Origin of the sequence: Microbacterium aquilitoris (assembly GCF_031932285.1) — a bacterium.
Taxonomy (GTDB): domain Bacteria; phylum Actinomycetota; class Actinomycetes; order Actinomycetales; family Microbacteriaceae; genus Microbacterium; species Microbacterium aquilitoris.
The window spans coordinates 804,368-818,495 of sequence record NZ_JAUZVT010000001.1 but is presented as its reverse complement, the minus strand read 5'-3'; the positions used below and the strand labels follow the sequence as shown (position 1 = coordinate 818,495).

Annotated in this window: 13 protein-coding genes; 4 read left to right on the top strand and 9 right to left on the bottom strand. The window is 71.0% G+C overall.

The genetic code is table 11. The annotated features are described in order from the left end of the window. Window positions 1–14 precede the first annotated feature (14 nt). Window positions 15–503 (top strand): SprT-like domain-containing protein, encoded by a 489-nt coding sequence (locus Q9S78_RS03930; RefSeq protein WP_018185607.1) that lies wholly within the window; start codon window positions 15–17, stop codon window positions 501–503. On the opposite strand, the gene Q9S78_RS03925 is transcribed toward Q9S78_RS03930, so the two are convergent. Continuing rightward, complete coding sequence (locus Q9S78_RS03925; protein ID WP_311868966.1) at window positions 490–1,149, bottom strand: 2-phosphosulfolactate phosphatase; 660 nt, start codon at window positions 1,147–1,149, stop codon at window positions 490–492. The genes Q9S78_RS03930 and Q9S78_RS03925 overlap by 14 nt on opposite strands. After that, window positions 1,146–3,605 carry a glycoside hydrolase family 3 protein gene (locus Q9S78_RS03920; RefSeq protein WP_311868965.1) on the bottom strand — a complete coding sequence of 820 codons (2,460 nt, stop codon included), beginning with the start codon at window positions 3,603–3,605 and terminating at the stop codon, window positions 1,146–1,148. The genes Q9S78_RS03925 and Q9S78_RS03920 overlap by 4 nt, the downstream gene beginning before the upstream one ends. A 91-nt stretch (window positions 3,606–3,696) precedes the next feature. On the opposite strand from Q9S78_RS03920, the gene Q9S78_RS03915 reads away from it, so the two are divergent. Beyond that, the gene (locus Q9S78_RS03915; protein ID WP_311868964.1) at window positions 3,697–4,203 is read left to right on the top strand and encodes a hypothetical protein; all 507 of its coding nucleotides are present in this window, start codon (window positions 3,697–3,699) and stop codon (window positions 4,201–4,203) included. Window positions 4,204–4,258: 55 nt separating this feature from the next. On the opposite strand, the gene Q9S78_RS03910 is transcribed toward Q9S78_RS03915, so the two are convergent. From Q9S78_RS03910 to Q9S78_RS03885, 6 genes are all read right to left on the bottom strand, one after another. Next, entirely contained in the window at window positions 4,259–5,725 is a 1,467-nt protein-coding gene (locus Q9S78_RS03910) for an FtsX-like permease family protein (RefSeq protein WP_311868961.1), read from the bottom strand. Continuing rightward, complete coding sequence (locus tag Q9S78_RS03905) at window positions 5,722–6,483, bottom strand: ABC transporter ATP-binding protein (protein ID WP_311868959.1); 762 nt, start codon at window positions 6,481–6,483, stop codon at window positions 5,722–5,724. The genes Q9S78_RS03910 and Q9S78_RS03905 overlap by 4 nt, the downstream gene beginning before the upstream one ends. A gap of 89 nt (window positions 6,484–6,572) precedes the next feature. Further along, window positions 6,573–7,214: a response regulator gene (locus Q9S78_RS03900; RefSeq protein ID WP_311868958.1), complete on the bottom strand. Its 642-nt coding sequence runs from the start codon at window positions 7,212–7,214 to the stop codon at window positions 6,573–6,575. Continuing rightward, window positions 7,211–8,410 (bottom strand): histidine kinase, encoded by a 1,200-nt coding sequence (locus tag Q9S78_RS03895; RefSeq protein WP_311868955.1) that lies wholly within the window; start codon window positions 8,408–8,410, stop codon window positions 7,211–7,213. The genes Q9S78_RS03900 and Q9S78_RS03895 overlap by 4 nt, the downstream gene beginning before the upstream one ends. 58 nt (window positions 8,411–8,468) lie before the next feature. Next, window positions 8,469–9,410 (bottom strand): diacylglycerol/lipid kinase family protein, encoded by a 942-nt coding sequence (locus tag Q9S78_RS03890; protein ID WP_116228059.1) that lies wholly within the window; start codon window positions 9,408–9,410, stop codon window positions 8,469–8,471. A gap of 82 nt (window positions 9,411–9,492) precedes the next feature. Continuing rightward, the gene (locus Q9S78_RS03885; protein WP_311868952.1) at window positions 9,493–9,951 is read right to left on the bottom strand and encodes an Lrp/AsnC family transcriptional regulator; all 459 of its coding nucleotides are present in this window, start codon (window positions 9,949–9,951) and stop codon (window positions 9,493–9,495) included. 129 nt (window positions 9,952–10,080) lie between these two features. Here Q9S78_RS03885 and Q9S78_RS03880 point away from each other — a divergent pair, with 129 nt between their 5' ends. Next, window positions 10,081–11,493 (top strand): DUF6421 family protein, encoded by a 1,413-nt coding sequence (locus tag Q9S78_RS03880; protein ID WP_311868951.1) that lies wholly within the window; start codon window positions 10,081–10,083, stop codon window positions 11,491–11,493. Window positions 11,494–11,561: 68 nt separating this feature from the next. On the opposite strand, the gene Q9S78_RS03875 is transcribed toward Q9S78_RS03880, so the two are convergent. Then, window positions 11,562–12,983, bottom strand: coding sequence for an MFS transporter (locus tag Q9S78_RS03875; protein WP_311868949.1), 1,422 nt, complete (start codon window positions 12,981–12,983; stop codon window positions 11,562–11,564). A gap of 65 nt (window positions 12,984–13,048) precedes the next feature. Here Q9S78_RS03875 and Q9S78_RS03870 point away from each other — a divergent pair, with 65 nt between their 5' ends. Further along, the gene (locus Q9S78_RS03870; RefSeq protein WP_020097891.1) at window positions 13,049–14,116 is read left to right on the top strand and encodes a threonine aldolase family protein; all 1,068 of its coding nucleotides are present in this window, start codon (window positions 13,049–13,051) and stop codon (window positions 14,114–14,116) included. Window positions 14,117–14,128 lie beyond the last annotated feature (12 nt).

Below are 14,128 nucleotides of genomic sequence, written 5' to 3'. Positions count from 1 at the left end.
CCTATCGTGCTGGCATGAGCGACCTCATCGACGTGCGCCGCGAGGCGGAGTCACTGCTGCGGCAGCTGCTCGACGACTCGTGGAGCTTCGCGTACGACAACGCCAAACGCCGTGCCGGCGCGTGCGACTATCTGCGCAAGCGCATCACGCTCTCGCGCTATCTCGCCGCCCGGTACGACGCCGAGACCAACCGCCAGACGATCCTGCACGAGATCGCCCACGCGATCGCGGGCTCGGCCGCGGGGCACGGCGCGGAGTGGAAGCGCGTCGCGCGGTCGCTCGGCTACACGGGCGGCGTCACCCACCGCGGCGAGACGGCCACGGAGCTCGCGCCCTGGGTCGGCGTGTGTCCCGCCGGACACGTCGCGTACCGTCACCGCAAGGCGACACGGGCGACCTCGTGCGCGCGGTGCGCGCCGACGTTCGATGAGCGCCACCTGATCACCTGGCGACGGCGCGAGATCACCGCCGCGACCCGGCGCGAGGCCCTCACTCCGCGTTGATCGCCTCGTAGGCGCGCCACACGCCGTCATGGAGGACGGGGACCGTCTCATCGGCGTCATGGACCGCGGCGGCGAGCACCTCGTCGCGACGACCGGCGTCGAGGAGCTCCTGTCCCGAGCCGCTCGCCGTGAGGAGGTGGCGGACCGCGGATCGCAGACCCCGGAACGCCTCGGATGCCGCTGCGGCCTCCGGCGAGGAGTGGTCGAGGCCGATCGCCTCGAGCGCCGCGAAGACCGCCCCGGCACCGAGCTGATCCTCTACGGAGAAGCGCAGGACCGCGGCATCCCCCGGCCCGTTCAGCTCGCCGGCGGCGATGATACTCACGCTCGTGCGGGCCGCGCGGCGGTTCTGCTCGGCGAGCACCGCCTTTGCGACGGCGGTGGCATTGCGCAGGCTCCCGAGGAACACGACGGCGCCCGTCGCCGCGGCAGCCGAGGCGACGGCCGCGCCGTTGCGCGACACGGCGTGGGCGGCCTCGTCGTGGGCCACCGTCTCGCCGCCCGCGACCCGCGCCGACACCGTCGACGAGAACCTCAGCACGTCGACGACGACGACGACGTCCGCGGGCGCGAGACGGGTCAGCCCGTCCCGCCCCCAGTCGAAGCGCAGCTGGTAGCGGGACTGATCGAACGGGCTCGCGGTCATCCCTCCAGCGTACGAGCGTCGACGATCGGCTTCAGCGAGATGACGAGACCGAGGACGTTCCGGGCCGTCCGCTGGAGTTCACCGCGGGTGATCCCGCCCTCACGGGCGAGGGAGTCGAGGATCGTCGTGTCAGCCTGCGCCTGAGGCGCGGCATCCCGTTTCACACCGCCCGGCATGAGGACGTCGACCTGCGCACGGACGCGGTAGGCGTTGTCCTCGAGGGCGGGGAAGTCGGGGTCGACGGCGTTCTCGATCCACCAGTCGGTGATGACGACCCCCTCGTAGCCCCACTCGTCCCGGAGGACGACCGTGGCGAGGTCGTGGTGATAGTGCGCCCAGACGCCGTTGATCTGGTTGTAGGACGTCATGATCGTGCGGGGAGCGGCCTCGCGGACGCAGATCTCGAACCCGCGCAGATAGATTTCGCGGAGCGCCCGCTCGGAGACGCGCGAGTCGTTACGGGTGCGGTTGGTCTCCTGGTTGTTCGCGGCGAAGTGCTTGGGGCACGCCGACAGTCCCGTGCTCTGCACCCCGCGCACGACCGCCGCGGCGATCCGTCCGGTGACGACCGGGTCCTCGCTGAAGTACTCGAAGTTGCGGCCGCACAGCGGGTCGCGATGGATGTTCATTCCCGGGCTCAGCAGGACGTCGGAGCCCTTCCGGAGCATCTCCTGTCCGTGCAGTGCGGCGAGCTCCTCGATGAGGGCCGTGTTCCACGTCGACGCGAGCGCCGTTCCCGAGGGGAGCAGCGACGCGTACGCCGACAGACGGATGCCGCTCGGCCCGTCGGTCGTCGTGACGGGCGACACGCCCTTCGCGCGCAGCGACGCCGAGACCCCGCCGAGCACACCCGCATTGCCGGGAGCACCCAGCGGGCTGTCCATCGTGACGTCGCCGCGGGCGAGGAACGAGAGCTCCTCGTCGGTGAGCTGTGCGACGAAGTCGTCGAGGGATGCCGCGCCGCGTGCGACGTCGGCGAGGTCGATGCCCCGGTCCCCGGTCGGCGCGAGCTCGGCCGGCAGCGATCCGAGCACCCGCTCGGCGCGCGCGACGGTGCGCGTGGGGACGGGCTCGCGCGAGGCGACGGCGGAACCGTCGTCGCCGCGACGCTGGACGAGCCGATCGAACGCGTGGGCGGGCGCGGCGACCTCGGTGGCGTGCCGCACGACCTGCGTCTCGGGCACCTCGAACGCGGCGACCTCCGCCGCACGGCGCACGTCGGTCCCGACGAAGACGGGATACGCACCGGCCTCGAGGACCCACGCGCTCCGGTGCCCTGTCGCCCCGCCGTCGTCGTACGACGCGAGGTCGTCGAGGTGCACGTCGAGGCGCACCGTCTCGCTCTCGCCGGGGGCGAGCAGACGCGTCTTGGCGAAGGCCGCGAGGTGACGTGCCGGCTTGCCGAGGGCACCGTCGGGCGCCCCGGTGTAGACCTGCACGACCTCCTTGCCGGCTCGGTCGCCGGTGTTGGTGACGACGACCTCGAGGCGGAGGGCCGCGGCATCCGTCGTCGCCTCGGTCGTCAGCTCGAACGTCGTGTAGGACAGCCCGTGCCCGAAGGGGAACAGCACCCGGTCGGGGGCGAAGGTCTCGAAGTAGCGGTAGCCGACGAAGACGTCCTCGGCGTAGACGTTGACGTCGAGATGGCCGAAGTTGGGTGCGCTCGGGTAGTCCTCGTAGCTGCGTGCGATCGTGTCGGTGAGCTTGCCGCTCGGCGCCTGCTCGCCCGCGAGCACACCGGCGACGGCGCGAGCGCCCTCCATGCCGCCCTGCCACGCGAACAGGACCGCGCCGATCCGGTCGCCGTAGTCCGCGACCCACGACAGGTCCATGACGTTGCCCGCGTCGACGACGACGACGGTCCGCGAGAAGTGCGCCGTGACGGTGTCGAGGAGCGTCCTCTCGTCGGCGGTGAGGTAGTAGCTGCCGGGCTCGAGGATGCTGTCGCGCGCTTCGCCGGCGGCGCGACCGATCGCGACGACGGCCGTGTCCGCGCGGGATGCCGCGGCTGCGACATCCGCCGCGTCGATCGCCATCTCGGGGAAGTGGTGCGGCCACTCGCCCCACGTGGCGGCGAAGGCGGGGCGATTCGCGGCGGACCACGTCGAGTACCGCGTCGCGAGCTCGTCGTCGACGCGGACACCGGCGTCGCGGAGACCGGCCAGCAGGTTCCAGATGTAGGGCACCTTCACGTCGCCGCCCGAGCCGTAGCCGACGGCGAACCAGTCGATCTGAACACGGCCGAAGACGGCGACCGGGCGCTTCCCCAGCGGAAGCGTGCCGTCGTTCGTCAGGAGGACGACGCCTTCGGCGGCGGCGACCCGGGCCTTCTCGGCGAGGGCCGGATCGAGCGTCGGATCGGTGTCGAGCAGCATCGAGGAGATCTGCGCGACCGACTCGACGGGGGCCAGGGTGTGCGAGCGGTCGCCGGATTCGATGGCGGGTTCGAGAGGCATAGCGGTCTTTCCGAGGGGTCGACGATGACGCCGAGAGAGTGGGAGCGCTCCCAACGTATCGAGTGCCGCGGAGGAATGCGAGAGTGGTCCGATGCGGATCCTCTTGAAGCTCGAACTCGACTGCACCGCGGATGCCGCCTGGCGAGCCCTCCACTCGCCTCGTGCGGTCACCGAGCTCTACGGCCCGCTGCTCGCGATGGCGCCGATGGCCGGCGAGCTCCCGACCTCGTTCGAGCCGGGGACCGACGTGCCGGTCGAGATGCGCGCCCTCGGGATCATCCCCGCCGGCCAGCAGCTCATCCACGCGAGCGACCGGTACACCGAGGACACGAACGGTCCGGTGCGGATCTTCCGCGACAGCGGCATCCCGCTGACCGGTGCGCTCGCCGCCCTCGACGTCTGGGACCACCAGATGGCGGTGAGCCCGCTGCCGGGTGATCCCGCGCGGACGCTCTGGCGCGATCGCCTCACGATCGGCGGAGCCGCGGCCCTGCCGCTGTGGCCCGTCCTGTGGGCGGCGTGGCAGTACCGCGGCATGCGCCTGCGCTCACTCGCACCGACGTGGTCGTACGAGCCGCCCGCCGCCGAGGACCACTGACGACGGATGCGTCCCTCCGCGCGGCCCGGGCGGGTCGCGCGGAGGGACGACGGGGTCACTCGGCGAGCGCCTCGACGGGTGCCGTCCGAGTCGCGATGCGCGTCGGTGCGACGGCGGCGCCGAGCGTGAGGGCGGCGGTCGCGACGATCACGATCACCACCGGGATCAGCGGGATGGCCGGGGCGACGAAGGTCGGCGACATCCACAACGGCGGCATGGCGACCGACCCGAGCAGCGACTGCGCCGCGACCCAGCCGTAGAGAACGCCCAGCACGAGACCGAACAGAAGCGCGGTCACCGTGACGTGCGCCGCCTCGATGAGCACCATGCGGCGGATCTGCGCCGACGTGAGACCGAGCGCCCGCAGCAGGCCGAGTTCGCGCTTGCGCTGCACGATGCCGATGGTGAGGAGGTTCACGAGACCGACGGCGGCGATCACCGCGCTGACGGCGACGAGGCACATCATGACCGTCGAGAAGGTGTCGATCATCTCGTTGAAGGCCGCATCCGGCTCTCCACCGCTCGACGCCGCGACGAGGGATTTGACCGACTCCGCTGCGACGGCGAACATCACGACGAGCGCGACGCCCATGACGACGCCGATGGCCATGCGACTCGATCGCTCCGGGTAGCGGACGGCGTTCTCCGCGGCCAGCCGCGCAGTGACCGACGTCCCGAACAGACGCCCCGTCGCCTTCAGGAGCGGCGGCATGACCGACACCGCACTGATCGAGACCGCGGTGAAGGAGAACAGGCCGCCGAAGAAGGCGACCAGCACGCCGACGGGGTTGAGGAGACCGATCAGGATGCCGCCGACGAGGAGTACCACCCCGATGACACCGAGAACGATGGCGCCCGTCTTGCGGCCGCGGGCTCCGGCGATCTCGTCTCGGGAGCGCTCGACCGAGCCGCCCAGCGCTTCGAGCGGGGTGACCGTGAGGACCCGCCGCGATCCCGACCACGCCGCGGTCCACGTCGTCAGCACCACGGCCACCGCCGGGATGACGAGGACGGCCTGGACCGGTGACCAGTCGGAGGTCGCGTCGAGCGCGCCATCGAGCAGGGGAAGGGCGAGGACGACCGCGGGCGTCGTCGTGACGAGACCGACGACTGCTCCGATCGCGCCGACGATGAGCCCCTGCGTCGCCACCTCGCGGCGCTGGGAGCGAGCCGTCGCTCCGATCAGACGCATCAAGGCGATCCGGCGGGTGCGTCCCGCGATGATCGTCGAGAAGGTGTTGGCGGTCACGATGGCGCCGACGTAGACCGCGACGGCGAGCAGGATCCCGCTCAGCAGCGCGAGGACGGCAACCATGGTGCCGGAGCCGCCGTATTCCGCGTTCGAGCTGAACGCCTGGGAGATGTACCCGGTCGCCGACAGGAGCACGACACCGAAGGCCGTCGAGATGGCCGAGACGAGGATCGTCGCGCCCATGCCGCGCTCGCGCAGCCACGCGAACCGCGACGTCCGTGCGGGTTCGGGGACGATCGTGTGCACGGCGGACGGGGCGAGGGCGGTCACGCGGACACCTCGGTGCTGAGCATGTGAGCGGAGATCTGCTCGGCGCTCTGACGGGGCTTGTCGGCGACGATGCGCCCGTCGCCGAGGAACAGCACGCGGTCGGCGTACGACGCGGCCACGGGGTCGTGGGTGACCATGGCGATCGACTGACCGTGCTCGCGACTGGCGGCGGCGAGGAGGGACAGCACCTCGCGACCCGACCGCGAGTCGAGGTTGCCCGTGGGCTCGTCGGCGAAGACGAGGTCGGGCGCCGTCGCGAGGGCGCGGGCGATCGCGACGCGCTGCTGCTGGCCGCCCGACAGTTGGTGCGGACGGTGGCGCAGGCGCGGCCCGAGGCCGAGGGTCGCGACGAGGCCGTCGATGCGCGTCGTCTCCTGGGACGTGGGACGCCGGCCATCGAGGTCGAAGGGCAGCAGGATGTTGCCGATCGCGTCGAGGGTCGGGACGAGGTTGAACGACTGGAAGACGAAGCCGACCCGCCGGCGGCGGAGGATGGTCAGCTCGACGTCCGAGAGCCCGGTGATCTCGGTGTCGCCGATCCAGACCGAGCCGGAGGCCGGCGCATCGAGGCCGGCCATGATGTGCATGAGCGTCGACTTGCCCGAGCCCGACGGGCCCATGATGGCGGTGAACTCGCCACGACGGATGCCGACGGTGACGTCGTCGAGCGCGCGGACGGCGTTCTCGCCGCCGCCGTAGGTCTTCGTGAGGTTCTGGACGCGGGCGGCGAGGCCCATCTCGGTGGTCGTGATCTGCATGTCTCCGACGCTACGGAGCACCCCCGGGGCGCCGCGTCGGCCGCTCGTCGCGACCGTCTACATCGGAAGGATGACGGTGCGTGCGCCGATCAGGCGAGGCCGTGCTCGAAGGCGAAGACCACCAGCTGCACGCGGTCGCGGAGCGACAGCTTCGCGAGGATGCGCGAGACGTGGGTCTTCACGGTCGCCTCCGAGAGGAACTCCCGCGCGGCGATCTCGGCGTTCGAGAGCCCGCGGGCCGCGAGCGCGAAGATCTCGCGCTCGCGGTCGGTGAGCTCGCCGAACGTCGCCGGGACGGCGCGGACGGGTTCGTTCAGCTGCGCGAAGAGCTTGCGGGTCGCGGCCGCCGCGATGACCGACGATCCCGCGTGCACCGTGCGGATGGCGGCGAGCAGGAACTCGGGATCGGCGTCCTTCAGGAGGAACCCGCTCGCTCCGCGCTGGATGGCGCGGGCCGCGGCCTCGTCGAGGTCGAAGGTCGTCAGCATGACCACCTTCGGCGGATCGGCGTCGGCCAGCAGGGCCTCGGTCGCGGCGAGCCCGTCCATCACCGGCATCCGGATGTCCATGAGGACGACGTCGGGGCGCGTCTGGCGGACGACCTCGATCGCCTGCGCACCGTCGGAGGCCTCCCCCACGACCTCGAGGTCGGGTTGCGAGGCGACGACCATGCGGATGCCGGCGCGGAACAGGGACTGATCGTCGACGAGGACGACGCGGATGACGCTCACCGAGCGCTCCTCTCGAGGGGGTCGGGGTTCTCGGACGCGGCTCTGGTCGGCAGGGACGCCTCGACGGTGAAGACGCCGTCTGCGGCCGCGGCATCCAATCGACCGCCGATCAGCTGCGCGCGCTCGCGCATGCCGATCAGGCCGTGTCCGCCGGTGCGGCGTTCCGCTCCGTCGGGGACGGGAGCGACGTCGTTGCGGACGCGCAGGTCGACGCAGTCGGGGTGCCACGCCAGCGAGACGTCCACACCGGTGGGGGTGCCGTGGCGGAGGGCGTTCGTGAGCGCCTCCTGCAGGATGCGGTAGACCGACAGCTGCACGGATGCCGCGACCTCGCCGCGCGGCGCGGGGTCGACGTCCACGCGCAGCTCGACGCCTGCCGCTCGCACCTGGGCGTAGAGCTGCTCGAGGTCGGCGAGCGTCGGCTGCGGGCCCTCCGCCTGGGAATGGCGGAGCTGCGTGAGGAGCAGGCGCACGTCCGAGAGGGCGGAGCGCGCCGTCGACGAGATCGTGCCGAGCGCCGCGGCCTGAGCCTCGGGATCGGAGGCTGCCGCGTACCGCGCGCCGTCCGACTGCGCGATGATGACCGCGAGCGAGTGGGCGACGATGTCGTGCATGTCGCGGGCGATGCGCGTGCGCTCCTGCTCGGCGACCGTCTGCTCCTCGGCGCGTGACTGCGCCGCACGGTTGGCGCGGGCGCGCATCGCCGTGCGGACGAGCGCACCGGCCGTCCACGAGAGCCCCAGTGCGAACAGTGCCGCGAGCAGGACGAAGATCAGCGTCGGGACGTCGGAGAGCGCTCCGCTCCCGACGAACGCCCATCGGAAGAGGTAGACCGTGATGGTGCCGGAGCCGACGACGACAGACGCGAGACCGAGCCAGAACACCAGCCGGGACCCGTAGGTCGCGGTGGCGAAGAGGACGGCGAAAATCGCGATGTCGGCGAACCCGGGACCGCGACCGAACCCCATCTGCACGATGGCCCCGAGCCAGGCGACACCCAGGGCGAGGCCGGGCGAGTAGCGGCGGAGTCCGAGCGCGCCGGCCATGAGCAGCACGACCGGGATCGCCGACACCGGGCCGATGTCGTAGGACGAGCTGGTCGATGTGTTCAGCTCATAGGGCAGGGACACCAGCGCGAAGAGCACCGCGATGGCCGCGTCGACAGCAGCCTGGTAGGGGCGGAGCGGACGGAACACCCTTGAACGCTACGCGGTCGGGGTGGGACGGGGCATCCGACTCGGGATGTATCCGGCCCTACCGGGCGGGCAGGTAGACCCGGAGTCCGTCGCCGACGGCGCGTACCCGCAGACGGAAGCCGTCCTCTCCGACCTCTTCGAGCTCGCCGTCGTGCACCCAGATGTCGGGGGCGCTGCCGGCGCGGACCTCGATCTCGAAGTCCTCGTCGAGGATCCGTTCGATGTCGGATGCCGGGGGCATCACCCGGAGCGCGCGGAGGACCGCGACGGTCTTCTCGCCGAACGCGAGCGAGGCGATGGCGCGGGCGCGCGTGCCGCGGGCGTGGTGCACGCGGACGTCGATGACCGGCTCGTCGAGCGTGGCGCGCTGCATCGTGGCGATGCGGTCGGGGTCGTTGGGGCCGACGCCGGCGAACACCGACCAAACCGAGGCGCGTCGGCCGCCTCGCACGACGTCGACCGCGTGGGCGCCGTGCATCTCGCGCCAGGCGGCGACGGCACCGCCCCACCACTTGCCGAGGCTGGTGCGGCGTTCACGCTCGGCCAGGAACTCGGGGTACGCCCCGAGCGAGACGGCGTTCAGCACCGTGATCGGTTCTCCGTCGTCCACCGAGGCCTCGGCGACGGCGACGGGTCGGACGTTCGCCGCCGCGTAGGCGTCGAGCCCGGCGTCGACGTCGGGGATGCCGACCGACCGCGCGAAGTGGTTGAAGGTGCCGTTCGGGAGGACGAGGAGGGTCAGGTCGTGCCGGCGCGCGAGGTGCGCCGCCCGAGAGACCGAACCGTCACCGCCGAGGATCGCCAGCACGCTCGGCGGGTTCTCGCCGGCCATCGCGTCGGCCACGACGTCGTCGAGGGTCTCGCTCTCGCCGAGTTCGCGCACGGTCGCACCCGGCATCCGCCTGCGGACGTCCGGGACGCGGTCGGGGCGGCCGAGCGAGGCGCCGGAGCGACTGTTCGCGACGACGAGGACCTCGCCGCCGATGGGGGTGTCGGTCATGCCTCCCACGGTATGCAGGGCGAGGCGGGGCCGCCTCCCCTTGACACGTCCTCGGGCTGACGCGTCCCTCGGGCGCGGGCGTTCAGGCGGGTGAGATCGGGCGGTGCTCGAAGAAGGTCTGCAGGACGACGGTCGTGCGGGTGTTCACCGCGGCTGCGGCGCGGATGTCGCGGATCAACCTCTCGAGGTCGCGCGGCGTCGCGACGCGCACGAACAGCATGTAGGCCGCGTCGCCCGCGATCGAGTGGCACGCCTCGATCTCGTCGAGGTGCGCGATGAGCTCGGGAGCGTTGTCGGGCTGAGCGGGATCGAGCGGCGTGATCTCGACGAAGGCGGCGAGCGGCTTGCCCGCGACCTCAGGGTCGATGACCGCGCGGTATCCGGAGATCAGGCCGCGGGCCTCGAGCCGGCGGACGCGCGCCTGCGTGGCAGACACCGACAGCCCCGCGACGGCGGAGAGTTCCGCGAGCGTCGCGCGGGCGTTGCCCGACAGTGCGGCGATGATCGCGGAATCGGCGGAGTCTGTCTCGTCTGCGGGCACGCCTCGACGGTACCGCAGCGGTACCGCAGCCGCCTTGCACACGCGATCCTTACGGCCTTAGGCTGGAATCACAGGAATTCTTCCCGCCATTGCGCACTGAAGCCGTGAGGAACCGATAGGAGGTCCACCATGAGCACCGTCACCACCGCGTCGACGATCATCGGAATGCCCGAGGTCGTCGAGGACGCCCGCCGGGCCGAGACCTCCTCCGCCTGGGCGCTGCTGCGGGATGCCGCGACCGCCCTCCAGGATCTGCAGATCACCGACGGGTCTGTGCCCGACGCCGCCGACCACGATGCCGCCCGCGCGCACGTCGAGGCGATCACGGCCGGCATCCGCGCCCTCTCCCCCGCCTTCCCGCACGATGCCGCCTATCTCGAGGCGAGCGTCGCGGACTTCGACCGCTGGGTCTCGGAGGGCCTCGGCGTCCCGGACTTCCTCGATTCGCTCATGGCGTTCCAGCCGCAGGAGAACCGCATCGACGGCCTGCGACACCTCGTCGTGTTCCCGATGTACACGCAGAACGGCACCCGCGACCGCAAGGTCGAGGCCGTCCTCGTCGAGACGATCTGGCCGGAGTTCATCGCCGAACTCGAGCAGACGTACACGAACCGTCTGTTCGTCTCCTTCCGCCTGCTGGACTTCACGCCCGGGTACGACACGAACTCGGCCGTCCTCTTCCCCGAGACAGTCGCGATGCGCGAAGTCCCGACCTTCACGTGGGGCGCGATCTTCCAGGACCGCGAGGCCGCACGCTACCGGCGCGTCGTGCGCGCGGCATCCGAGATCACCCGTCTCGACCTGCCCGAGGCCGCCGCTCGCCTGCTCGACGACCAGCGTCTGGCCGAGAAGACGTTCGTCATGTGGGACCTCATCCACGACCGCACCCACATGCGCGGTGACCTGCCGTTCGATCCGTTCATGATCAAGCAGCGGATGCCGTTCTTCCTGTACTCGCTCGAAGAGCTCCGCTGCGACCTGACCGCCTTCCGCGAGTGCGTGGCGATCGAGAAGGACCTGTCGGCGAAGGCACAGCTGACGGATGCCGAGGGCGAGAGGCTCGAGCACGCCGGCCTCGTGCAGTACGCCGTGCTGTTCGACCGCATTTTCCGCTTCGCGATCACCGGCACCCGGGTCCGCAACTACGACGGCCTGGGCGGGCAGCTGCTGTTCGCCTGGCTGCACCAGCGCGGCGTCCTGCACTGGACCGACACATCGCTCGCGTTCGAGTGGGACCGCGTCGCCGACGCCGTCATCGCCCTGAGCGACGCGATCGACCGGCTCTACTGGGAGTCGATCGACCGCCCCAAGGTCGCGCACTGGCTCGCCGCCTACGACCTGGTCCGTCAGACCGTCACGCCCCACCCCGCGTCGCAGTGGGCCCGCGGACTGTCCGACGAGATCCTCGCCGGCCCGCCGAAGGGGTACACCGACGCGGTCCTCGACGACGAGTTCCCGCTGTCGATGTTCTTCGAGGCGCTCGAGAAGAAGATGCGCCCCGTCATCGCCGGCGTCGCCGGCATCCGCGCCACCGACGCCTGACGCCGGAACGCCACTTCGGCGCCTGGGCTCTCTGGGGGGCTCGGGCGCCGAAGCCGGTTCCGGCGCCGTCAGTCGCCCGCGACGCCTCCCGCCGCTTCGCGCGACGACGACGGGATGCCGGGTGCCGGGGGCGCCGCATCCGCTTCGGCCGTCTCGGGCGCCTCGCGGTACTCGGCCGACAGCGTCCGGTACGACCGGGTGAGGAACGCGGCGAGCGAGGCGGCGACCATGATGAGTCCGCCGACGAGGAAGATGAGCGCGATGCCCCGCATCTCGCCCTCGCCGAGAAGCCAGGACCACGCCCGCTCACCCTCGTCGGTGCGGAAGTACGGGATGATCCAGAACTCCGCGATCGGGGCGATCGCGAACGAGGTGATCGGGCCGGTCGAGACCTCCAGCGCGGTCGCCGCGCCGAAGACCCGGCCCTGACGCTCGAAGGGGACGACCTTCTGGATGACCGTCTGTTCGGCGGACTCGATCACGGGCACGAGGGTCATGTAGGCCCAGATGCCGACCGCGTAGAGCCACCACCATTCGCGCAGCGTGAAGACCGCACCGAGTAGACCCATCACCGCCACGGCGAGCAGGAGCGTGCGGATGGGGTTCTTGCCGAGCCCCTTCGCGGCGACGATGCCACCGCCGATGAGGAAGCCGGTCGCCGTGACCGCGAGGACGACACCCCAGATCTTCACATCGAAGAGCTCGAGCCCGTAGGGATCCATCAGCGCCATGTAGAGGCCGCCGATGAGGTTGTTGAACGTCGAGAAGAGGATCAGTGCGAAGAGTCCCGGAACGGCGCGGATCGCGGCGGCCGCGCCGCGGATGTCGAGGATCTTCGACCCGGGATCGGGAGTCGGTGCGTCCTCGGGGATGCGCACGAACAGCAGGTGGATGAGTGGCACCGCGGTGAAGGCAATCGCGACGGCGAGCGTCCACCCCATGCCCACCAGTCCGATCGCGAGGCCCGACAGCGCGCTCGTCACGATGAAGGCGATGCCCTGCACGGTCCCCACGAGGCCGTTGGCATTCGCGTGGCGCTCGGTCGGGACGAGCAGGGTCACCGTCGTCGACAGGGCGATGTTGCGCAGATTCTCGACGACGGCGCCGGCCAGGATGATGCCCGAGAATAGCCAGAACCACGGTCCGCGGAGGTCGAGGATCGCCGACTCGGGCTGCGACACGTAGATCGCGCCGGCCGCGAGGAACGCGACGAGGGTGAACACCCCCGAGAAGACCATGACGGCGTGCTTGCGGAAGCGGTCGACGAGCGTGCCGAAGACCATGCCGAAGATCGCCAGCAGCAGCATGTAGGCGCCGCCGATGATGCCCGTGGCGAGCACCGACTCGGTCTCGAGGTACACCCAGAAGGTGAGCGCGAACCACAGGAAGCTCGTCGTGACGTTCGCGACGGCCGTGTTCACCAGGACGTGCAGGAACGTGCGCATCCCGCCCGGAGGGACGGTGCGCGGCGACGGCGTCGCTCCACTCATGCGGTGAGGGTATCGCCGGGGTCGGACACGGGGAAGAGCACCTCCGCGCGACCTAGGCTTAAGAGGTGACGACGCTCCACGACCCGATGATCCGCTCCTTCGCCAGCGACAACTACTCGGGGGTCCACCCCGAGGTTCTCGCGGCCATCGCCGCCGCCAACGACGGCCATCAGATCGCCTACGGCGAGGACGTGTACACCGCGCGTCTGCAGGAGGTCTTCGCGCACCACTTCGGCGAGGGGTCGCAGGCGTTCCCCGTCTTCAACGGCACCGGCGCGAACGTGACGGGACTGCAGTCGATGCTCCCCCGCTGGGGCGCTGTGGTCGCGGCATCCACCGCCCACATCAACGTCGACGAGGGCGGCGCTCCCGAGAAGGTCGCCGGCATCAAGATCCTGAACGTCCCGACCGACGACGGCAAGCTGACCCCCGAGCTCGTCGACATGGAGGCCTGGGGCTGGGGCGATGAGCACCGTGCGCAGCCGCTCGTCGTCTCGATCACGCAGTCCACCGAGCTCGGCACCCTCTACACGCCCGACGAGATCCGCGCCCTCGCCGACCACGCCCACTCGCGCGGCATGCGTCTGCACCTCGACGGCGCACGACTGTCGAACGCCGCTGCGGCGCTCGACCTGCCGATCCGCGCCTTCACGAAGGATGCCGGTGTCGACCTCGTCAGCGCCGGCGGCACGAAGAACGGCGCGCTCGCGGCCGAAGCGATCGTCGTGCTCGACCCGGCGGCATCCCAGGGTCTCCCCTACCTGCGCAAGCTCAACATGCAGCTCTCGTCGAAGATGCGCTTCGTCTCGGCCCAGCTGATCGCGCTGTACGAAGGCGACCTGTACCTGCGGAACGCCCGTCACGCCAATGCCATGGCGGCGCGACTGCGCGCGGCCGTCGAGGCGGGGCTGGCCGACGGATCGATCGACGGGGTGCGCTTCAGCCAGCCGACGCAGGCGAACGGCGTCTTCGCGATCCTTCCCGACGGCGTCGCCGAGAAGCTCCGTGAGTCGTTCCGCTTCTACGACTGGGATGCCTCGAAGAACGAGGTCCGCTGGATGTGCTCGTTCGACACGACGGAGTCCGACGTCGACGCCTTCGTCGCGGCGCTGTCGCGCCTGACCCGCGGCTGAGGTCGCGGCAAG